The organism is Streptomyces sp. NPDC101191 (assembly GCF_044767915.1).
Classification (GTDB): Bacteria; Actinomycetota; Actinomycetes; order Streptomycetales; family Streptomycetaceae; genus Streptomyces.
Window position 1 is genome coordinate 51,010 of record NZ_JBIWOU010000015.1, and the last position, 19,786, is coordinate 70,795.

Consider the following 19,786-nt stretch of genomic DNA (forward strand, 5'->3'; position numbering starts at 1 on the left):
GAAGAAATCCTCTAATGGACTATTGATCAGGTCCAGGCCGGGTTCTCGGTCAGCTCATTAGAAATACTTTCGGAACATCAGATTGACGGGCCGTCAAGTGGCGTGAGAGAGAGAAGGACCTGCCATGGTCATCCGAAAGCGAAGAATCTCCAGGGCATGGCTGGGGGTGTTCACCGCCGGTCTCCTCGCGTCAGGTTCTGTCGTGTTGTCGTCCCCCGCTCACGCTCGCGCCGCTGCCGCACCGGAATCCGTAACGACCCGGGACCCCGAACCGACTCTGTCGGGCGCCATGGGAGCCTTCCTGGAGTCAGGACCCGTCGGGGTGGCCCGGATCAGCCAGCTGGAGCGGTGGCTCGGCGGTCACGAGCTGCGGGTCGGTCACACGTACCTGCCCGGCGACCTCTGGTCGAACATCGAGGGCCCGCCCGGCTTCCTGGACGCCTGGGCGGACTGGCGGAACGAGCGCGCCGACCGCATGTTCGTCCTGAACGTGCCGATGCTGGAGCGGAACGAGGCGGGTGTCTCCGACCACGAGGTGCGCCGCCAGCTCCGGCTGGGCGCCGCGGGCCACTACGACCACCACTTCCAGCGGCTCGCCCAGCGGCTGGTCGACCTGGGCGCCGCCGACACGGTGATCGACCTCGGCTGGGAGATGAACGGCACGACGTACACCCACCGGTGTGCGCCGGACCCGACGGCCTGGAAGAGCTACTGGACGCGCATCGTGACCGCGATGCGGTCCGTGCCGGGGCAGGAATTCCGTTTCGACTTCAATCCGAGCCGGGGCCGGGACGCCATTCCGTGGACGGAGTGCTATCCCGGGGACGACGTCGTCGACATCATCGGGATGGATTCGTACGACCAGCCGCCGGGATCCAGCTTCGAGGAACACGTACGCGAGCCGTACGGGTTGCAGGCCCAGGTCGATTTCGCCTCCGCGCACAGGAAGCAGATCTCCTATCCGGAATGGGGCCTCTTCCGGAACGGCGACAACCCGGAGTACATGCGGCGGATGCTCGCATGGATGAAGGAGCACCGGCCGCTCTACCACACGATCACCGACTACTGCCCGCACGGCGTCTGGCAGTGCGACGACAACCCGCAGTCGTCGGAGGTCTTCCGCCAGATGCTGTACGGCGCGGAGCCGCAGGTCCCGACCGACCCGGTGGTCCCGACGGACCCGGTGGACCCGACGGACCCGGTGGACCCGACGGACCCGGTGGACCCGACGGATCCGACGGACCCGACCGGTCCGACCGATCCGGTGGACCCGACGGTCCCGGAGCCGAAGCCGGAGCCGAAGCCGGAGCCGAAGCCGGAGCCGAAGCCCGAGCCGAAGCCGGAGCCGAAGCCGGAGCCGAAGCCCGAACCGAAGCCGGAGCCGAAGCCCGAGCCCAAGCCCGAGCCGAAGCCCGAACCGAAGCCCGAGCCCAAGCCGGAACCAGAGCCGGAGCCCAAGCCCGAACCGAAGCCGGAACCGAAGCCCGAGCCCAAGCCCGAGCCCAAGCCGGAGCCGAAGCCGGAGCCCAAGCCCGAACCGAAGCCGGAACCCAAGCCCGAGCCCAAGCCGGAACCCGAGCCCGCCTGCTGGGCCCTGAACCTCGGTTCATGGATCGAGAACTGGCTGGGCGCTCCGATCTGCGTCCCCAAGGACGACTCCTGGAAGGAATTCTGGAAGGACCCCGTGACGGGGCCGGTCAAGGCACCCGTGAAGGAGCCGGTGAAGCTGCCGGTGAAGCCGCCGGTGAAGGAACCCGCCACGGCGACGCCCGGCGGCAGCCCGCAGGACGTACCGGACCTCGACTGGAAGGGCGCGCTGAACGGGGTCTGGCCCTTCTGACCCATCCCTGACGGCCCCCCATGGCGGCGGAGGGACTCACCCTCCGCCGCCGTTCGGCGTCTCCGGCCGCCGCCGGCCGAGCGCCCGGCCCAGCCATGGCCGCTCCCGCGCCTGCCGGGCCAGCAGGCGCCGCCCCTCCGCCGCGCCCGCCCGCAGCCACAGCAGCGGGGCGGTGGCCGGTCCCGCGAGCATCAGGCGCTGGTTCGGCACCGTCTCGGGCCGCCAGTGGTGCTTGTACGGTTCGCTGCCGCGCAGCATGCTCAGCGTGGCCCGGCCGCTCCCGCTGGTCTCGCGCGCCCCGTGGCGCAGCAGCATCGCCGCCACGTCCACCTTGCGGGCCCGCAGCGCCGGATCGGCGCCGTAGAGGTAGCCGCCCGCGAGCCGCGGCGACATCAGCGTGAGGTCCGCGCACACCACGTCGCCGTCCAGGCGGAACTCGGTGACCATCGCGTCGCCGCGCTCGACCATCGGCCGTACCGCCCGGGTCAGGTGCTGGGCGAACCGCTCGCTGGTGTGCTCGGCGGTCACGCCCCGGCCCCGCCACTGCAGTTGGTGGAGCGCGAGCAGGCGTTCCAGGGCGGCCGGCACCTCGGGCCCGGTGACGACGCGCTCGTCGATGCCGAGCGCGTCGAGCTTGCGCAGCTTCGCCCGGACCCGCTGGGCCTTGCCCGAGGGGATGCGGGCGAGCAGTGCCTCCATCGGGACGGCGGGCAGCTCCAGGCACAGCGAGTCCGCGAGCCGCCGCCGCGGGCCGCGCCAGGCCTCGTAGACGCGCTCGAGGGCCGCCCCGGGCCGTACCTCGCGCAGATCGACCACCGTGCCGCGCGCCGCCCGGGCCAGGGCCGCGGCGAGCGCGGGCGCCGCCCCGGGACAGGCGTCGTCGAGCAGCACGTCGGTGAAGTCGGTGATGGCGCCGCCGAGCTGGGTCAGCACCGGCAGCGGGCCGGGGGCCCGCATCAGCGGCGCGGCCGCGACGAGCGTGCCGTCCGCCCGCCGTACGAGCACCACCCGCAGGGCGCCCGGGCGTCCGTACGACAGCCACCACGAGTGCAGCCACGCGTGGGACTGGAACGGCGTCGCCGTGGTGCACCGGGCGTACAGCTCCGTCCACTCGGCGCCGAGCCGTCCGAACTCCGCGTCCTCCCGGCACACCTCGGTGCGCAGTGCGGGCGCCGTTCCGCTGAGCGCCGGTTTGCCGGTCACACCGCCTCCGGTGCCGGCTGGACGGCCGTCGACGGACCCGGCACCGTCGCCTGTCGGGAGTGCCGGGCCTCGGCGCGCGTGGCCCGCTTCGGCCGGACGAGCAGCGCGAGCCCGCCGAGCAGCCCGCCGCCGCACGCGCCGACCAGCGCCGACAGGGCCGCCGAGGGCGAGACCGGGGCGACCGGCTTGGTCGCCCGCGAGAACTGGACGACCTTCACGCCCGTGTTCGCGGCGACGTGCGAGCTGTCGGTGATGAGCGCGCGGGCCACCGCGTCGGCCATCGACACGGCCGTCGACGGTTTCGCCGACCGCGCGGTGATCGAGATCATCGGCGCGTCCGGCGAGGTCGCGGCCTGCACGCCGGAACGCAGAGTGGCCGCCGAGACCCCGGCCCACACCTGGGCGTCACCGGTGACCGCGATGTCCGTGGCCACCCGGCCGTAAGCCTGGGCGAAGCCGAGCGCGGCCGACGGGTCGGACTTCTCGGCCGGCACGACGATGACGTAGCTGGTCGCCGCGTACTGCGGGGTCTTCACGGCGCCGTAGCCGCCGCCGAGGGCCGCGCCGGCCAGCACGGCGGCGGGCAGCACCATCCAGCGGGCGGGGGCGAGGGGGAAAGGACTCATGGTGCAGCTCTCACTTCACGGAAGGGTGGGGGCCGTGGACGGCCTGGTGGTAGAGGGTCAGCAACTGCCGGGCGCTGTGCGCGATGTCGTAGCGGCGGACGGCCTCGGGCGGCGGCAGCCGGTCCGGCGGGGCGGGGTTCCCGGCGTCGCGGGCGCCGCGCGCCGCGAGCAGTGCGCGCAGGGCGTCGGCCAGCTCGGGCACGGCCTGGCCGATGCGCCGCGCGCCCGGTGCCGCGCCGGCCGGCAGGTCGTCGATCGCGGGGCAGGCCACGTACAGCGCCGGCAGGCCCGCGGCCAGCGCCTCGACGACCGCGAGACCGAAGGTCTCGTCGGGGGAGGTGGACACGAAGACGTCCATCGCGGCGAGCAGCGACGGCAGATCGAGCCGCCCGCCCGCCGGGCCCGTCGGCGGGTCCGGGAACGCCCCCGCGAGCAGCACCCGGCCGGCCGCCCCGCACTCCTCGGCCAGCCGCAGCAGCTCCGCCCGCCGGTCGCCCTCGCCGACGAGCAGCAGCCGCGCCTCCGGGACCGACGCCACCGCCCGGACCAGCCGGTCGAAGCGCTTCCCGGCCGTGAGCCGCCCCACCCCGCCGACCACGAAGGCGTCCGCGGGCAGCCCGAGCACGGCCCGGGTCATCGCGCGGGCACGCGGGTCGAAGGCGAAGCGGTCCGTCTCGATGCCGTTCGGCACCACCCGGATACGGGACGGGGCGACGCCCCAGTCCGCGAGCCGGCGCGCCACGCTCGGCGACACGGCCACCGTGGAGGTGCCGAGGCGCTCGGTCGCCAGGTACAGCGCCCGGGTGCCCGCCGACAGCGGCCGGCCCTCGATCTGGACGTCGCCGAGGGAGTGCTCGGTCGCGATGACGGACCGCACGCCGGCGAGCCGGGCGGCGGGCCTGCCGTAGACGCAGGCCCGGTACAGGTGGGTGTGGACCAGGTCGTACCCGCCCTGCCGGATCAGCCGGGTGAGCCGGGGCAGCGCGCCCACGTCCCGGTTCCCGGTCATGCCGAGGTGGGTGACCGGGGTGCCGTCCGCCGCGATGCCGTCGGCGACCGCGCCCGGGTTGGTCAGGGTCACCACGTCGCTGCGCACCGGCAGATGCCGCAGCAGCAGCCGCAGCTGCTGCTCGGCGCCGCCGATCCCGAGCCCGGTGATGACGTGCAGCACCTTCACGACAGGACCGACCGGGCCGGGCCGCTCCGCGCGGGGACGAGATCGGCGGGGTGCCGGCGCCGCAGCGGATGCAGCGTCCGCTTCGCGGTGAGCCGCCAGGAGGTGTCCGCCTCGCCGATGTGGATGCGGGGCAGCGCGTACGTGCCGGACATCGGGCCCGGGTCGATCGCGCAGGCGTACGCGTAGCCGGCCTTGCGGACGGCCCGTACGGTCCGCGCGTCCACCGCCCCGTACGGGTAGCAGAAGCCGTCCACCGGGTCGCCGGTGATGTCCTCGATCAGCTCCCGGCTCTCCCGGGTCTCGGTGGCGAGCGTGGCGTCGTCGGCGTCGGTGAGGGAGACGTGGTGCAGGCCGTGCGAGCCGATCTCCATGCCGGCGGCGGCGGCCCGGCGGATGCCGTCCTCGTCGAGGAGTTCCTTGCGCGGGCCGTGCGGGTCCCAGGAGTTGGCGCCGCCGAGGCGCCCGGGCAGCACGTAGACCGTGGCCGTGAAGCCGTGCCGGCGCAGCAGCGGCACCGCCGACTCCAGGAAGTCGGCGTACCCGTCGTCGAAGGTCAGCCCGACCAGACCGCGCTCCCGCCCCGCGGCGGCCGCCGCCAGCAGCTCCCGTACGGACACCGCGCGCAGCCCGCGGTCGCCCAGCCAGTGCAGCTGCCGGGCGAAGCGCACGGGGGAGACGGTCACCTTGTACGGGTCATCGGCGACGTCCGCGACCGAGTGGTACATCGCCACCCACAGGGGAGGCTTCGGCAGCAGACGACGCAGCACGGCCGGTGCGGGCATGGGGAGTCCTCCCACGGGGGAAGCGGGGCAGGGGCGGAATCGCGGGCGCCTTGGCGGCGCACGCGACGAACAGCAGGAACACGCCGGTCACCACCGCGGCGGCGACGGCTACGGCGAGCACGGGCGGGCCGGTGACGGCGGCGCACAGCCACCCCGCGCCGGCGGCCCACACGCCGGCGAGGGCCAGCCGCAGCAGGCCCTCGCCGAGCCGGCGCACGTCGACCGGGACGGACTGGCGGTGGGCTCCCGCCAGCAGCATCACGGCGGTCAGGGTGATGCCGAAGGCGTTGGCGCCCGCGATGCCGGCGGCTCCCCACAGGTGGGCGGCGACCACCCCCGTGACGGCGGTCGCGGCGAGCCCGGCGCCCATCGCGGCAGCCGGGTACCAGAGCGGGCGGGCGGCGGAGAAGTAGCAGCGGACCAGGGCGCCCACCATCGTCTGGCCGAGCAGCCCGAGCGCGTACACCCGCATGACGGCGGCGGTCGCGGCGGTGTCGGAGCGGTCGAACGCGCCGCGCTGGAAGAGGATCTCCACGATCTGCGGGGCGGTGGCGACCACCGTCGACGCGCCGATCAGGACCACGACCGCCGCCAGCAGCAGGTCCCGCTCCACCCGGCGGCGGGCCTCCTCCGCCTCGCCGGCCGCCAGCGCGCGGGCGACGACCGGGAAGCTGACGGTGCACAGCATCAGGGAGAGGATCATCGGCATCTGCGCGACCTTCTGCGCGTAGTTCAGATGCGAGATGGCGCCCGCCGGCAGCGGCGAGGCGAGGAAGCGCTCGATGAGGATCTGCGACTGCCGCGACAGCGCGAACACGACGACCGGTGCGATCATCCCGAGGACGAGCAGCCGCCCGTCGCCCTGCGGCGCGGGCCGCGGCTCCTGCCCCCGGGTGGGCCGGGTCCGCAACTCCCGCAACAGCGAGGGTGCTTGGACGAGCACCATCAGCACCCCGCCGACGGCCACCCCGGCCGCTGCGGACCGCACCCCGAGGGGTTCGCGCAGCACCAGGGTCGTGCCGATGATGCCGACGTTGTAGGCCACGTAGATCGCGGCCGGTGGCAGGAACGAGCCGTGCGCGCGCAGCGCCGCCGAGCAGTACCCGGCGAGCGCGAACGACAGCACGCACGTGGCCGTGAGCCGGGTGCAGTCCACCGCGAGCTGCGGATCGGGCAGGCCGGGCGCGAGCGCGGACACCAGGAGCGGCGCGAGGACGACGAGCAGCGCGGAGACGGCGGCGACCGTGAGCACCAGCCGGGGCAGCGTGGTCCGCACGAGTGCCCGGACCGGGTCCCCGAACAGCGTCCCGGTACGGCGCGCCAGCGCCCGCGAGAAGGCCGGTACGAGGATCAGCGCCATCGCGTCCTCGATCAGCAGCGTCGACGCGAACTCCGGGACCGTCCACGCCACCAGGAACGCGTCGGTCTCGGCGCCCGCCCCGAAGTACCCGGCGAGGATCTGGTCCCGTACGAGCCCGAGCACCGCCCCGACGGCCGTCAGCCCCGCCGTCACCACGGCGGCCCGCAGCAGGAACCGTCCCGACGGCGACCGTCCCCCCTTGCGGCGGGCGTGCCGCCCCCGTCCGACCGCGGTGTCGCCGGCCGTCCGCGTCCGCGTGCCCTGCGGCGCGCTCCGGGTCCCGAGCAGCGGCGGCCGGAGGTCACCGCCCGCGACGGGCCGGGCGCCCAGCCCCAGCGGCCGGCCGCCGAGCAGCGGCGGCCGGGGCGCGTCGAGCAGCGCGCGCGTCTCGGGATCGTCGAGGCGTGCCGCCCGTTCGCGCGCGACCCGCCGCACGGGCCGGGCGCCGGCGGGCGGGCGGCCGCCCCGGCCGGGCGCCCGCGTGGCCCGCCGTGCGCCGGGCCCGCCGCCGTCGCACCGCGTGTCGGTCGGCAGGAAGCCCGCCCACGGATCGGCGAGGAGCAGGTCCACGGGCACGTCGGCGGGTCCGAACCCGCCGTGTCCTTCGTGGCGTACGCCGGCGGTGACGACGCCCGCCCAGGGGTCGGCGGCGAGGGAGGCGGCGTGCGCGGTCCCGGGCCCCTCGATCCGCGCCCCCGCCCCGGCCGGCGGCAGCCCGCACAGGGCGTCCGCCGGAGGTGTCGACGACCAGGGGTCCGCCGGGCCGGTCGGGTGGGGTGCGCCGCCGTGCGCCGGGCGGTCGGCCGGCTCCCCCGGCGGCAGGGGGTGGGGGTCGCTCCGCGGCGGAAGGCCGCAGAGGGCGTCCGCGGGCGGGAGGGCCGACCACGGGTCTCCGGGGCCCGCGGGAGGGGTCGCCGCCGACGGGCCGGTGAATCCGTGCCCTCCGTCGGTGCCGGGGAACGGCGCGTAAGGCGTCCGCCGGCCGGACGCCGGGGGCCCGCCGGGGGCGAAGGGGACGGCGCCGTCGGCGGGGGAGGGCGACGACGGCGCCCACGGGGTGTGCGGGACCGGCGGGTCGAGCGGCGGGGTGCCGCGGCCCCGGGCCGTCCACCCCCCGTCCGGCGGGACGTCACGGACGAGCCGCCCGTGGTCGGTGCGCACGCTCGGAGGCGCGACGGCACCGGCGTCCGTCCCGGCCTCGCGCTGCCCGCCCTGCGCCGCGACGCGTTCGGCCGGCGCCCCCGGCGGACCGGTGGCGTCCGTCGGGGGCTGGAGGGGGGACCAGGGGTCACGCACGCCGCACCTCCGCCAGCGACCACCAGGCCGCCAGGCCGAGGACGACGGACATCAGGACCGTCGACGGGCCGCCGATGTCCGCGTAGAAGAAGTCGACGAGCTGCCAGGTCAGCAGGCCGATCGCGACCAGTGCGCAGTCCGCGCCGAGCCGGCGCCGGCGCACGGCGGCGACCAGGAGGGCGGCCCAGCCGCCGGCGAGCGCGAGGAGGCCGACGAGGCCCTGCTCGCTGAGGACGAGGAGGTACATGTTGTGCGGGGAGAGCAGCGGCTGCCGCGCGAAGGCCGCGCCCGCGCCGGCCGTGTCGCTGCCCGAGGACAGCGCCAGCGAGGCGTGGGAGTCGCGGTACGCGGGGAAGCCCTTCAGGCCCACACCCGTCAGCGGCTCGCCGCGCCACATGCGGCCCGCCGCCGCCCACAACGTGTACCGGTCCGTGACGGACTGGTCGGGCGCGGCGGTGACCTGCGTGATGCTGGTGACGCGTTCCTTCACCATGTCCGAGCCGATGCCCAGGCCGCCGACCAGGACGACCCCGAGCGCCGCCGCGACGAGCGCCACCCGGCCGGCCCGGCGCAGACCGGAGAGGAGGAGCTGGAGCGCACAGGTGAGGATCGTGGCGATCCACGCCCCCCGGCTGAAGGACAGCACCAGGGGGACGAACAGCGCGCCGGCGCAGGCCAGCGCGACGGTCCTGGTACGCCCAGCGGTCCCGCCGAGCGCCAGACCGGTCGCGATGACGAGGCCGTACGCGACGACCGTCGCCATGCCCATCACATCGGTCGCCCCGAAGGTGCCGACCGCCCGGACGTCCTCACCCTGGTACGAGGCGCCGGTCCCCGTCAGGTACTGCACGACGCCCACCGCGCCCTGCAGCAGCCCGAGGCCGACGAGCGCCCAGGCCACCACGGCGAAGTCCCGCCGGTCGCGGACCGACAGGAGCACCGCCGCCGGGACGAGCACGAAGATCTGCACGTAGCGGGCGACGCCCGGCAGGCTCGCCCCCGGGTCGTTCGAGGTGATGGCGGCCAGGCAGACACCGAGCACCGGCAGGCCCAGCACGACCGCCGCCGTACGGGTCAGCGGACGGGCCCCGCTCCGTACCACCCGCACCAGGCAGACCAGGACCAACAGGCCTGACGCGGCGTCGGCGACCGTGCCCGTGCCGCCCGTGCCGCCCTGCGCGCCGCCCCCGCCGCCCGGCACGAGCAGCAGCGCGATCACGGCGAGGACCGGAGAGAGGGCCCCCACCCTGCGCGCCAGTCCCCGCACCTCCGGGCCGGCGCCCGGTACGGCCGCCACCGCCGTCGTCATGGTCGCCATCGTCAGCTTCCTGTCGGTCGCACGAGGCCGGCCGCCGTGCGCAGCAGGATGCAGACGTCCTGCCAGAGCGACCAGTGGTCGATGTAGTGGTTGTCGAAGCGGCAGCGGTCCTCGATCGAGGTGTCACCGCGCAGGCCGTGCACCTGGGCGAGTCCGGTGAGTCCCACCGGCATCCGGTGCCGCGCCGCGTAACCGGCGTGCACCCGGCTGAACTGGGCCACGAAGTAGGGGCGTTCCGGTCGGGGGCCGACCAGGCTCATGTCGCCGCGCAGCACGTTCCACAACTGCGGCAGCTCGTCCAGCGACGTCTTCCGCAGGAAGTGCCCGGCGGCGCTCATCCGGTGGTCGTGGGCGACGCTCCACCGGGTCGCCGACTCGGTCTCGTCGACCGGCTTGAGCGTACGGAACTTGAGGAGCGTGAACAGGCGCCCGTTCTGCCCCACGCGCTCCTGCCGGAAGAGCACCCCGGGGCCGTCCGAGATCCGCACGGCCAGCGCGCACAGCAGCAGCACCGGCAGCGCGCACGCCAGCGCCGGCGCGGAGAGGACCACGTCGAGCACCCGCTTCGCGGTCAGGCCGCGCCGCTCGCCGACCGGCACCAGGCGCCGGCAGCGGTAGCCCCACAGGTGATCGCCCATCGGCCCGTCGGTGGCCTCGCCGCCGATCCGCCAGGTCGTGCAGCCGTAGTGCTGAAAGAGGGTCACGAGTCCCGCGTCCTCGGTCAGGAAGATCGCGTCGCGCACCGTGTTCTGGATGACCGCCCGGTGGATCTCCTCCGTGCTGGTCAGGACCGGGAGCCCCGGCTCGCCGTCCGGGCGCGCGCCGACGACGCCGACCGGCCGGATGCCGTACTCCGGGCGCTGCGAGAGCGCGGCCGCGAGTCGGCGCGCCGGGCCCGGCGGCCCGACCACCAGAGCGGACCGGGGGTGCGCCCGCGCGGCGCGGCGCCGCCGCCCGTGCACGAGTCCGCGCAGCACGGTCACCGCGACGACGTGCGCCGCGTAGGCGAGGCTCAGCCGCAGTGGTCCGATCACGAGCGCCGGCGCCACCGCGGCGACCGCGGCGGCCGTCACGCACCAGGCGACGCCGGCGCGGGCGGCGAGCGCGGGCAGTTCGTCCAGGACGCCCGCGGGCACCCCGGTGGTCCGGTACAGACCGGCCCGGCCGTCGAGCAGCACGACGAGGGCCGTGACGAACAGCGCGGGCTCCCAGCGCCGGTGCGCCTCGGCCAGCAGACCGAAGGCGAGCAGTACGGCGAGCGCGTCGGCCACCACCAGCGGCAGCGCGGTCGGCCGCGGCCGGCCGGGCCGGCGGGGCGGCAGCGCGAGACGGTCGGAGTCGCCGCGCGGCGAGGTGAGGGAGGCAAGACCCTGGAGGGGGCCCGCGGCGGGCCAGGGGCCCGGCGCGGGAGGGATGCTGGTGCTTTCCGTAGTCACTGTGCGATCGGCTCTCTGTGCTCCGTGCACCGCACTCCGGCCAGTTCGCGGTAGAGCTCCGCGACGGCCGCGCCGGTGCGCCGCACATCGAATCTGCTGAGTACGTGCTCGCGGGCCTCCCGGCCCAGCGAGTGCCGCAGTGCCGGCCGGGCCAGAAGGCGGCCCAGCGCTGCGGCGAGTGCGGCCGGGTCCCCGGACGGGACCAGGCACAGTCCCTCGTGGCCGGGCGCGAGGCTCTCGCGCGCCCCGTCCACGTCGCCGACGACCACCGGCCGGCCGCTCGCCATCGCCTCCAGCGGCGCGAGCGCCATGCCCTCCCAGCGGGAGGGGAGGACGACGACGTCGGCGGCCCGGTACCAGGGCGCGGTGTCGGCCACCGCCCCGGTGAACGTCACCGAACCCCCGCCGACGGCCCGCAGCCGCTCCGCGTCGGGCCCGTCCCCGACGAGGACGAGCCGTGCCCCCGGCACCCGTGCGAGAACCTCGGGCCAGGCGGCGAGCAGCACGTCCTGCCCCTTCTGCCGGCAGAGCCGCCCGACGCAGACGACGACGGGGCCGCGAGGTGCGGAGGCCGCCGGGCCCGCGGCGCCGGCAACGGCCTCCGGGCCGGCCGGGTCGCCGCCCGGCGCGGGGACGTCGGCCGTCCCCGGCACCGGGGTGAAGCGGGTCGTGTCCACACCGTTGTGGATCACCGACCAGGGCGCCCGGACCCCGGCCCGCTCGCCGGTGAGCCGTTCCGCCTCGCTGACGCAGACGACCCGGGCCGTCCAGCGGGCGGCCGTGCGCTCCCACCGGCGGGCGAGGGCGGCCGTCGTGCCCTCGACCGCTTCGAAGGACCAGGCGTGCGGCTGGTACACCGTCGGGATCCGGCCGCGCAGCGCGAGACGGGCGCAGAGCCCGGCCTTGGCGCTGTGCGCGTGCACCAGGGCCGGGCCCGCCGAGCGGATCAGCCGGGCGAGTTCGCGGGTCTCGCGGAACAGGCGCGGGCCCGGCTCGCGGCCGGCCCGCCAGGCGTACGTGTCGGCGCCCTCCGCCCTCGCCGCCGAGGCGAGGCCGGTGTCGGGCGGGCAGGCCACGGCCACCCGCAGTCCGGCCGCGAGCTGTGCGCGGACCAGGTCGGTGACGACCCGGGCGACCCCGCCGTCACCCGGCTGGACCGCGTGCAGCACGTCCGGGCGCCCCTCAGCCCTGGGCGTCCGCCCGTCGGACGACGTCCGCCCGGAGGAAGACCGCGCCGGGCCGGACGGCGTCCTTCCCGCTTCCGAGGCGTGTGTGGAATCGATCGGCCCCATGGTGCAGCGCCCCCCGCAGATCAAAGACGTCGGAGTACCCCAGGGTGTTCTGATGAACGGGCAGTCGCTTCATCCGACTTGCTCCCGCAGCCGTGATGCTGGAGTTCATCACGTCGTCCGCGGAATTCGCCGGACCGGAGAGCACGCTGCGCGTGCCGCCCTTCGCCGGGCCGGTTTCCCCGGCGCGGAAATCCCCGGAAGTCCCCCCGTCGCCGTCGTGGGCGACGAGTCCCGGCCGGCGGTTCCGGCCCGGGTACAGGCGGGGCCGGACGGCCCGGGCCCCGGCGGACGGCGCCGCGCACGACACGGCACGCACGAGGCCCCGACGTACGGCATGAACGGCATCAACCGCTGAATTCCGCATACAGGTTCTCCGCTTTGATGAGAGAAGGAGAGGAAGACCCGTGGAGACCGGGGGCGAGGAAGGAGTCGTCCGCGCGAAATGGATGAACGCGCGACGGGGACGGAAGCAACGTTCGGGAACGTTATAACCCCCACGGCGGGCGATAGTAAGCATGAGATGCTCGCCTACGCTAACTTCCGTGCCCGGGGCGCGGGTTCCTCGTTGAGCGTGTTGCGCTTTTCTGGGCCCGGTCACTCGAATGACCCTCTTATGGCCCAAAGATCGGTTGAACGTCACCCGTTCGGGAGAGCAACCGATGAAATCCCTGGGCGTTGTTGAAGGAGCCGGACGAAACCGTCCGCGCAGTAAATCGATCGAGGAGACGTTCTCCATGTCCCGTATCGCCAAGGCCGTCGCTCTGTCCGTCGGTGCCGCCGCCACTGTCGCCGGTGCCGCCGGTGTCGCCGCCGCCGACGCCGGCGCCGAGGGAGCGGCCGTGCACTCCCCCGGTGTCCTGTCCGGCAACGTCGTGCAGGTGCCGGTGCACGTCCCGGTCAACGTCTGCGGCAACACCGTCAGCGTCATCGGCGCGCTGAACCCGACCTTCGGCAACACCTGCGTCAACGCCTGATCTCGCACGCCGGATCGTGGTCCTTCCGAGGCCGGCGCGGCGCCCCGCAGGGGTCGTCGCGCCGGCCTTCGCCGTCTGCTCGCTGTCTGACTCGTTCGGGCGCACCCCCGTGCGCCGTCCCGTGCAACGGCGTACGCCCCTCGGAGGAGCAGGTCAGAGGGGAGGATTCACCCGAACGGGGTCGTGGCGCTCGGTAGTTTTCCGGTTGCGGAGCGCTATAAGCGCAGGCACGGTGGCGGAGAAGTTGTCCGACGCATAAGGAAAAGGAACACGTATGCGTCCCCTGGCATCACGCCGCCTCACCGTCCTGGCGATAACCGCCGCCGTCACCCTCGGTACGGCGGGAACCGCCTTCGCCGACGAGCACCGACCGTCCCGCCCGGCCACCCACGCCGGCACCCGAGCACCCCTGCCCGACGCGACCGCCCTCAAGGACGCCGCCGCCGCGCTCAAGGCCCAGATCGCGACCGCCGTCGACGGGGCCAAGGGCGCGGCCACCCTGGGCGCCGCCCAGTCGTCGGCCGCCCAGTCCCCGGCGTCCGCGCCCGCGGACATAGGAGACGACCTGCTCGCCACCGTGCAGAAGGCGGTCGCCGATCTGCTCGCCGCCGTCTCCTCCGGCAATGTGACCGGCATCGTCCCCCAGGTCGCCTCGACCGTGACCTCGCTGGTCGACCAGGTCGTGGCCACCGCGCTCGGCAGTGGATCGGCGGTCCCGGACCTCCCGGGGCTGCCCTCCCTCTCCGGCCTCCCGGCGACGCCGGACCTGCCGGCCGTGCCGAACCCGCCGGCGGTGCCGGAGCTGCCGGCCGCGCCGGATCTCCCGGTCACGCTGCCGTCGACGGACGGCCTCCCGGCCGCACCGCCCGTCTCCGCGGGCGCCCTGCCGTGACGTCGTCACCGGTCCGCTAGCCGACCGCCTTACGGGTCGCGCCCGTCCAGGACTCCTGGACGGGCGCGACCCCTTTCGCGCCCCCTGTGCGCTCCTTCCGTGCAGGTGATCGGCAAATAGCACCGGTCCTCATCGTTCGGGTGCAGTGTCGAGAAATCCCCGCTCCCGGAGTTTCCGGGGAGGACGCGTCTCGTTACAGAAAGTGGAACGGCGTACGGGGAATCCCCAACACCCCTGTATGACACGTGACTTGCACTCCGATGGAAGGAATCTCTTCATGAAGCCCACCAAGGTTGCCGCGGCCCTCGCCGGTTCTGTGATGGCCCTGGGCGTCGCCACGCCCGCCATGGCCGCCGGATCGATGCTGCCCACCAGCCTGGACGGTGGACTCGGCGCGCTCACCAGCGGCGGGCTGACGACGGAAGCGCTCAGCAGCACCACCGACGGTTCGCCCGTCAAGACCGTCACCGACACCGCGACCCAGCTGAACGAGACCACCAAGGGGGGCGCGCTCCTCGGAGGCCTCCCGCTCGGGGCCGGTCCGCTGGGCGGCTGACGGCTGCTCAAGCAACCTGCGGTGACAGGCCCTGGTGGATCGTCCCTTTGCCAGGGCCACACTTCTGCCCTTCACCAACGTCCGATGGAATGATTTTCGGATTGTCTGCCGTGTTGTCCCGGCCCTCCGCCCCGTCCGTCTCCCTACGCTCACGCCATCCCCGCGCACTCGGAAGGGCGTGCGGGGAGAACGGGCCGGTCGTCGGAGCGAGGGGGGATCCTCGCCGGTCGCTCCCTGTCCCAGAGGAAGAGCGGTATGCGATCCATCATCAGCAGGAAAGTGCTCACCACCGCCGCGGCGACCGGCATCCTGTCGCTCACCGGCGGCTTCGCCGCGACCGGGAACTCCGTCGCGGCCGCAGGGGGTTCGCCCGGAAGTGGCGGTGCGCAGCACCGGCAGGTGCCGATGCCGGGCAACGTGTGCGGGAGCCAGGGGCGGCCCGGGGACCCCGTCGCCGTCGCCGTCGCCGACCTCTGCCACCGCGCGGTGCGGTCCGCCGTCGGCGGCGCGGAGGACGGGCCCGGCGGATACGGGGACGACCAGCCGGGCGGTTACGGCGACGACGAGCCCGGCGGTTACGGCGACGAGGGCGGAACCCCGCCGGGCGGGCACCCGACGACCCCGCCGGGCGGGCACCCGACGACCCCGCCGGGCGGGCACCCGACCACTCCGCCGGGAGGGCACCCGACGACCCCGCCGGGCGGTCACCCGACCACTCCGCCGGGGGACCACCCCACCACCCCGCCGGGCCACTCGACGCCGCCGACCACCCCGCCCGGCGATCACCCGACGAGCCCGCCCGGTCATTCGACGCCGCCGACGACCCCGCCGGGGGGCCACCCGAGCACCCCGCCCGGCCACCCGACGCCGCCGACCACTCCGCCCGGGGACCACACCACCCCGCCCGGCCACCCGACGCCGCCGCCCGGCCACCCGGGCGGGCCCGGCTGTGCGGAGGGTGGTCCCGGCCATGACTGCGGGCCGGGCGAGGAGCCGCCGCCCTCGCACCCGGGCGGGCCCGGGTGCGAGGAGGGCGGTTCCGGTCACCCGTGCCGGCCGGGCGAGGAGACCCCGCCCGGGCAGCCCTCCCACCCGGGTGACCGCCCCCAGCTCCCCGACACGGGCGGCGACCCCGCCACCCTCGTCGGAGCCGCGGCGCTCAGCGCCGCGCTCCTCGCCGGCGGCACGGTGCTGTACCGGCGCTGCGGGAGGGCGGCCCGCGCCGGCCGTCACTGACGCGCCGCACCGACGTCCCGTCAACCGAGGCCCCCGCCCTCACCGGTGGGGGCCTCGTATTGGTGCACTCAGGGGAATGCCGTCACGAAACCGGGCCGCAACTCGTTCGCAGGACATGAATCTGCGATCTCACGCCGGCCTGGGACTCCTTGCCGCCGCCCTCGCCTCCGCGGCCCTGGCGCCCGTCGCCTCCGCGGACGCCCCGGTGGTCGTTCCGCTGCAGGGTCTCGAGCCGGTCCTCCCGATGGACGCCCCGTCGATCGAGACCGGCGTCCCCACGCCGATCCCCGGCGCGCCCACCGGCTTCCACGAGGGCGTCGGCGCGCTGTCCGACCTCACCCTGCCCCGGATCCCGCTCGACAGCACGCTGTCGGAGACCGACATCGCGGCCCCGCTGCCCGAGCTCCTCAAGGGCAGCGAGCCCGGCACGGCCGAGTTCACCAGCCCGCGTTCCGAGATGAAGGCCGTCACCCCGGGCGCCACCGTGGGCAACGCGCTGCACACCCCCCAGGCCGACACGTTCGGTCTTCCCGGGCTGGGCGTGCCGGAGGTCGGTGTCCTCACTCCCGCGCTGAACGGCGCGCTCGACCCCCAGCTGGGCCTGGCCCCGTAAGGCACGGCCTTTTGTACGACTGTTGATCCGGCGGGTGAAGACACGATTCTTCCCCATACTCGCGGGGTCGATGCTCGTTGCAACAGGAGGCTTGTCGCATGGCCGCGGCCCGCGGGTCCCGGAACACTCCGTCGTATCCGACGGCGGGTGGAACGGTGATCCGCGGGCCATCTCACCGGATTTTCCCTCTCTTCCGTCCCGTTCGGCGCAATGGCCGTGACCCCTGGGCCGTAGCGCCGTTGAAGGACATATGTGGCCGTGATTCTCGCGGTCGCTTTCCACGTTCAAGGAGTTCCTGATGTCTCGCATCGCGAAGGCTGCCGCTGTCATCGCCGGCACCGGTGCCGTTGCCCTCAGCGGAGCCGGCCTGGCCGTCGCCGACTCGGGCGCCGAGGCCGTCGCCGCCCACTCGCCCGGCGTCGGTTCCGGCAACGTCGTGCAGGTCCCGGTCCACGTGCCGGTCAACCTCTGCGGCAACACCGTCAACGTCATCGGCCTGATCAACCCGGCCTTCGGCAACCAGTGCGCGAACGTCGACGGCGGCCACGACGACGGCGGCTACGGCGGCTGATCCTCGGCTCCTCGCCGTACGAGCGTCCCCCCGGCCCGTGTGGGCCGGGGGGACGCTGTCATGCGTAGCGGTAGACGGCGCCGTGGTCGAGCAGCTCCGCCGGGGTCAGGTTCCAGGGGCCCATCCGCTCGTGCAGCGCGGTGACCTTGCGGTACTGCGGATCACCGAGCGGCGGCGGGTCCTTGGGGAGGTAGCCGGCGCCCGGGTTCCGCGCCTGCCAGCGCGACCACAGCAGGTCGATGTAGGCGTGGTGCAGCCAGAAGACGGGGTCGTTGACCGAGCCGCCGCCGAGCATCAGCCCGCCGACCCAGCGGTGCACCCGGTTGTGCAGCTGGAAGCGGGCGTTGCCCTGGCCCTGCGCCCAGCCCTCCAGACGGTTGCGGAAGCCGGAGCGGCTGGTGGAGTTCCACGGCGCCGTGTCGTAGACCCGTTCCCGCAGCGCCTCGTCGACGTGGGCGGCCGTCGGCAGTCCGATCGGATCGCGCGGGCGGCCGAAGTCCCGGCTCAGGAAGCGTTGTTCGGTCATGCCGTAGCGCACGGTCCACCGGCCGCCGGCATAGGCGAACGGCCCGGTCATGACCTGGAGGTCGCCGCGGCGGCCGTTGCCGCCCATGAAGTCCTCGCCCCACAGGGAGGCGGCCGGGGTGTTGTCCCGGGTCCAGTCCCAGTACGGCACGGTCACCGACGGGTCGACCCGGCGCAGGGCCCGCTCGAACTCCAGCAGGAACTTGCGGTGCCAGGGCAGGAAGCCGGGACACATGTGGGCGACCCGCAGCTTGCCCTCGCCGTCGGCGGTGTAGTAGTCGATGTGGGTGCGGACGAACTCGTCGTACGTGCCCCTCCGTTTGAGTTCGAGGACGGCGGAGACGAAACGCCTCCGCTCCGCACTCGTCAGATCGCGCTGGTTCTTACGCGTGTACGCCACGCGGGCTCCCTCCCGGGTGGACGCCGTGGCCGGCGGCGAAGCGGCTCAGCGGGGCGGGCCCCAGCCCTTCCACGGCCGCGCGGGTGGCCGCCAGCGGCGCCGGACAGGACTCGTAGTGGTCGATCGGGCTGACCCAGCCGCCGTCGGCGCAGCGCATCAGGTGCAGGGGCCGGCCGTCGACGAGCACCACGGGCTCGCCGGCCGGTCCGCGCAGTCCGCGGAGATGCCGCCCGCCGTACATCTCGTCGAAGACGAGCAGGTCCTCCGGGGGCGACGGCGCGGCCGCGATCCTGGTCAGCGCACCGCCGGTGAAGACGGTGACGACCGCGGCGAAAAGGGAACGCAAGGCCGCACGGCGAGGGACGATCATGAGTGATCTCCTGGGGTCGACTGATGCCCTCTGGGCACAACGAGGAAAACCCCGGTTCGTTGCGGCGGAAATGCCGCGGGACGGAATGTCGGCCGAATGAGTGAATTCGGCGAAGGGCGGCGGGTGTTCGTCCCCTAGCATCCGGACCCATGACCACTTCCAACGTCGCGTCACCGGCGCACAGCGCGCATTCGATGGGCACGCTCACCGTCATTTCGTGGACCCTCGGGCCCACCGACGACATGCCTGCCACGCCCTTCCTGATGGTGTATTCGATCGGGGACGGCCTCCACGGCCCCGAGGCGGGCGAGGCGGAGCTCCGGGAGACCCTGGAGGGCATGGGCGTGCCGATCGGCGGCATCGTCGTCGACGCGGGCCAGGACCGCGGGATCGGCGCGCACCTGCTCGTCGAGGCGGAGCGGGCCGTGCTCACCCTGCCGTTCCTGAACGCGCAGTGCCAGGTGCCCGTGGAGTGGCAGCAGGCGGCGTACGAGACCGGCCACGTCATCGTGAAGATCCCGGTCGTGCCGTGGCCGGACGCGGCGCCGGGCGTGCCGGTCGCCGAGGACCGCCTCAAGGCGTTCATCTCCGCCGACGAGGTCGTGCGGAACTCGGGCCACATCGCGGTGCCGGTGAGCCGGATCCAGGGCTGACGGGCAGGGGTGGCCTCATGGCGACGGTGAACGTACGGGGCGGAGTGCCGGGTCAGCGGCAGCAGGAGGACGGGCGTGCGGGCGGAGCGGGGATCGGCGCGAGCCGGGCCTTCGCCTGGATGCTGGTCGTGACGGGCGCGGCCGGTGTGCTGGCCGGCTGGGTCATCACGATCGACAAGTTCAAGCTGCTGGAGGACCCGGGTTTCCAGCCGGGGTGCAGCCTCAACCCGGTGGTGTCCTGCGGCAACATCATGAAGAGCGAGCAGGCCGCCGTGTTCGGCTTCCCGAACCCGATGCTCGGTCTCGTGACGTACGCCGTCGTCGTCGCCGTGGGTGCGGGGATCCTGTCCGGAGCGCGCTACCGCGGCTGGTTCTGGCTCGGGCTCAACGCGGGAATGCTCTTCGGCGTGGGTTTCTGCACCTGGTTGATGCAGCAGTCGCTGTACGAGATCAACGCGCTGTGCCTGTGGTGCTGTCTGGCCTGGTGCGCCACGATCACGATGTTCTGGTACGTGACCGCCCACAACGTGCGCCACGGGCTGCTGCCCGCGCCGGCCGGCGTGCGGACCTTCCTCGGCGACTTCACGTTCGCGCTGCCGGTGCTGCACATCGGGATCATCGGCATGCTGATCCTCACCCGGTGGTGGGAGTTCTGGACCAGCTGAC

Annotated in this window: 18 protein-coding genes and 1 pseudogene; 9 read left to right on the forward strand and 10 right to left on the reverse strand. The window is 74.3% G+C overall.

Annotation, left to right across the window (positions count from 1 at the left end; all coding sequences use genetic code 11):
• Positions 1-124: 124 nt before the first annotated feature.
• A pseudogene (locus ACIRQF_RS36635) lies at positions 125-1,348 on the forward strand (glycosyl hydrolase); the annotation flags it as partial.
• 528 nt (positions 1,349-1,876) lie between these two features.
• Here ACIRQF_RS36635 and ACIRQF_RS36640 read toward each other — a convergent pair.
• The 8 genes from ACIRQF_RS36640 to ACIRQF_RS36675 all read right to left on the reverse strand — a co-directional run bounded on the left by ACIRQF_RS36640 (position 1,877) and on the right by ACIRQF_RS36675 (position 12,330).
• Positions 1,877-3,043, reverse strand: a complete 1,167-nt coding sequence (locus ACIRQF_RS36640; protein ID WP_404099137.1) for a GNAT family N-acetyltransferase — start codon at positions 3,041-3,043, stop codon at positions 1,877-1,879.
• Positions 3,040-3,669: a lipopolysaccharide biosynthesis protein gene (locus ACIRQF_RS36645; protein ID WP_382484721.1), complete on the reverse strand. Its 630-nt coding sequence runs from the start codon at positions 3,667-3,669 to the stop codon at positions 3,040-3,042. The genes ACIRQF_RS36640 and ACIRQF_RS36645 overlap by 4 nt, the downstream gene beginning before the upstream one ends.
• A gap of 10 nt (positions 3,670-3,679) precedes the next feature.
• Entirely contained in the window at positions 3,680-4,846 is a 1,167-nt protein-coding gene (locus ACIRQF_RS36650) for a glycosyltransferase (RefSeq protein WP_404099140.1), read from the reverse strand.
• Entirely contained in the window at positions 4,843-5,628 is a 786-nt protein-coding gene (locus ACIRQF_RS36655; RefSeq protein ID WP_382484716.1) for a polysaccharide deacetylase family protein, read from the reverse strand. Before ACIRQF_RS36655 ends, ACIRQF_RS36650 begins: the two co-directional genes overlap by 4 nt.
• The gene (gene murJ / locus ACIRQF_RS36660; RefSeq protein WP_376637987.1) at positions 5,540-7,276 is read right to left on the reverse strand and encodes a murein biosynthesis integral membrane protein MurJ; all 1,737 of its coding nucleotides are present in this window, start codon (positions 7,274-7,276) and stop codon (positions 5,540-5,542) included. The genes ACIRQF_RS36655 and murJ overlap by 89 nt, the downstream gene beginning before the upstream one ends.
• 1,000 nt (positions 7,277-8,276) lie before the next feature.
• Positions 8,277-9,602 (reverse strand): O-antigen ligase family protein, encoded by a 1,326-nt coding sequence (locus ACIRQF_RS36665; protein WP_404099143.1) that lies wholly within the window; start codon positions 9,600-9,602, stop codon positions 8,277-8,279.
• Positions 9,603-9,604: 2 nt separating this feature from the next.
• Positions 9,605-11,038, reverse strand: a complete 1,434-nt coding sequence (locus ACIRQF_RS36670; protein WP_404099146.1) for a sugar transferase — start codon at positions 11,036-11,038, stop codon at positions 9,605-9,607.
• The gene (locus ACIRQF_RS36675; protein WP_404099149.1) at positions 11,035-12,330 is read right to left on the reverse strand and encodes a glycosyltransferase; all 1,296 of its coding nucleotides are present in this window, start codon (positions 12,328-12,330) and stop codon (positions 11,035-11,037) included. Before ACIRQF_RS36675 ends, ACIRQF_RS36670 begins: the two co-directional genes overlap by 4 nt.
• Before the next feature lie 734 nt (positions 12,331-13,064).
• Here ACIRQF_RS36675 and ACIRQF_RS36680 point away from each other — a divergent pair.
• The 6 genes from ACIRQF_RS36680 (at position 13,065) to ACIRQF_RS36705 (ending at position 17,172) form a co-directional block, all read left to right on the forward strand.
• Positions 13,065-13,304, forward strand: a complete 240-nt coding sequence (locus ACIRQF_RS36680; RefSeq protein ID WP_376638324.1) for a chaplin — start codon at positions 13,065-13,067, stop codon at positions 13,302-13,304.
• A 274-nt stretch (positions 13,305-13,578) separates the two neighbouring features.
• Positions 13,579-14,196, forward strand: coding sequence for a hypothetical protein (locus tag ACIRQF_RS36685; RefSeq protein WP_404099152.1), 618 nt, complete (start codon positions 13,579-13,581; stop codon positions 14,194-14,196).
• 277 nt (positions 14,197-14,473) lie between these two features.
• Positions 14,474-14,752: a hypothetical protein gene (locus ACIRQF_RS36690; protein ID WP_404099155.1), complete on the forward strand. Its 279-nt coding sequence runs from the start codon at positions 14,474-14,476 to the stop codon at positions 14,750-14,752.
• A 255-nt stretch (positions 14,753-15,007) separates the two neighbouring features.
• Positions 15,008-15,988: an LPXTG cell wall anchor domain-containing protein gene (locus tag ACIRQF_RS36695; protein ID WP_404099158.1), complete on the forward strand. Its 981-nt coding sequence runs from the start codon at positions 15,008-15,010 to the stop codon at positions 15,986-15,988.
• Positions 15,989-16,103: 115 nt separating this feature from the next.
• Complete coding sequence (locus ACIRQF_RS36700; RefSeq protein WP_404099160.1) at positions 16,104-16,601, forward strand: hypothetical protein; 498 nt, start codon at positions 16,104-16,106, stop codon at positions 16,599-16,601.
• Between the two features lie 298 nt (positions 16,602-16,899).
• The gene (locus ACIRQF_RS36705) at positions 16,900-17,172 is read left to right on the forward strand and encodes a chaplin (protein WP_376638329.1); all 273 of its coding nucleotides are present in this window, start codon (positions 16,900-16,902) and stop codon (positions 17,170-17,172) included.
• A gap of 58 nt (positions 17,173-17,230) precedes the next feature.
• On the opposite strand, the gene ACIRQF_RS36710 is transcribed toward ACIRQF_RS36705, so the two are convergent.
• Positions 17,231-18,097 carry a tyrosinase family protein gene (locus ACIRQF_RS36710; RefSeq protein WP_382484037.1) on the reverse strand — a complete coding sequence of 289 codons (867 nt, stop codon included), beginning with the start codon at positions 18,095-18,097 and terminating at the stop codon, positions 17,231-17,233.
• Positions 18,081-18,467, reverse strand: coding sequence for a tyrosinase family oxidase copper chaperone (locus ACIRQF_RS36715; protein WP_404099164.1), 387 nt, complete (start codon positions 18,465-18,467; stop codon positions 18,081-18,083). The genes ACIRQF_RS36710 and ACIRQF_RS36715 overlap by 17 nt, the downstream gene beginning before the upstream one ends.
• A gap of 149 nt (positions 18,468-18,616) precedes the next feature.
• Between ACIRQF_RS36715 and ACIRQF_RS36720 the strand changes: the two genes are divergently transcribed.
• Positions 18,617-19,120, forward strand: coding sequence for a DUF5949 family protein (locus ACIRQF_RS36720; RefSeq protein WP_376638332.1), 504 nt, complete (start codon positions 18,617-18,619; stop codon positions 19,118-19,120).
• A 17-nt stretch (positions 19,121-19,137) separates the two neighbouring features.
• Entirely contained in the window at positions 19,138-19,785 is a 648-nt protein-coding gene (locus ACIRQF_RS36725; protein ID WP_376638333.1) for a vitamin K epoxide reductase family protein, read from the forward strand.
• The last annotated feature ends 1 nt before the right edge of the window (position 19,786 follow it).

Bases quoted from the DNA above. Each gene is read 5' to 3' on its own strand.
- ACIRQF_RS36720 (WP_376638332.1), top strand. From the start codon at position 18,617: ATGACCACTTCCAACGTCGCGTCACCGGCGCACAGCGCGCATTCGATG.
- ACIRQF_RS36645 (WP_382484721.1), bottom strand. From the start codon at position 3,669: ATGAGTCCTTTCCCCCTCGCCCCCGCCCGCTGGATGGTGCTGCCCGCC.
- ACIRQF_RS36655 (WP_382484716.1), bottom strand. From the start codon at position 5,628: ATGCCCGCACCGGCCGTGCTGCGTCGTCTGCTGCCGAAGCCTCCCCTG.
- ACIRQF_RS36680 (WP_376638324.1), top strand. From the start codon at position 13,065: ATGTCCCGTATCGCCAAGGCCGTCGCTCTGTCCGTCGGTGCCGCCGCC.
- ACIRQF_RS36675 (WP_404099149.1), bottom strand. From the start codon at position 12,330: ATGGGGCCGATCGATTCCACACACGCCTCGGAAGCGGGAAGGACGCCG.
- ACIRQF_RS36705 (WP_376638329.1), top strand. From the start codon at position 16,900: ATGTCTCGCATCGCGAAGGCTGCCGCTGTCATCGCCGGCACCGGTGCC.
- ACIRQF_RS36665 (WP_404099143.1), bottom strand. From the start codon at position 9,602: ATGGCGACCATGACGACGGCGGTGGCGGCCGTACCGGGCGCCGGCCCG.
- ACIRQF_RS36690 (WP_404099155.1), top strand. From the start codon at position 14,474: ATGAAGCCCACCAAGGTTGCCGCGGCCCTCGCCGGTTCTGTGATGGCC.
- ACIRQF_RS36725 (WP_376638333.1), top strand. From the start codon at position 19,138: ATGGCGACGGTGAACGTACGGGGCGGAGTGCCGGGTCAGCGGCAGCAG.
- ACIRQF_RS36715 (WP_404099164.1), bottom strand. From the start codon at position 18,467: ATGATCGTCCCTCGCCGTGCGGCCTTGCGTTCCCTTTTCGCCGCGGTC.
- ACIRQF_RS36695 (WP_404099158.1), top strand. From the start codon at position 15,008: ATGCGATCCATCATCAGCAGGAAAGTGCTCACCACCGCCGCGGCGACC.
- ACIRQF_RS36685 (WP_404099152.1), top strand. From the start codon at position 13,579: ATGCGTCCCCTGGCATCACGCCGCCTCACCGTCCTGGCGATAACCGCC.
- ACIRQF_RS36700 (WP_404099160.1), top strand. From the start codon at position 16,104: ATGAATCTGCGATCTCACGCCGGCCTGGGACTCCTTGCCGCCGCCCTC.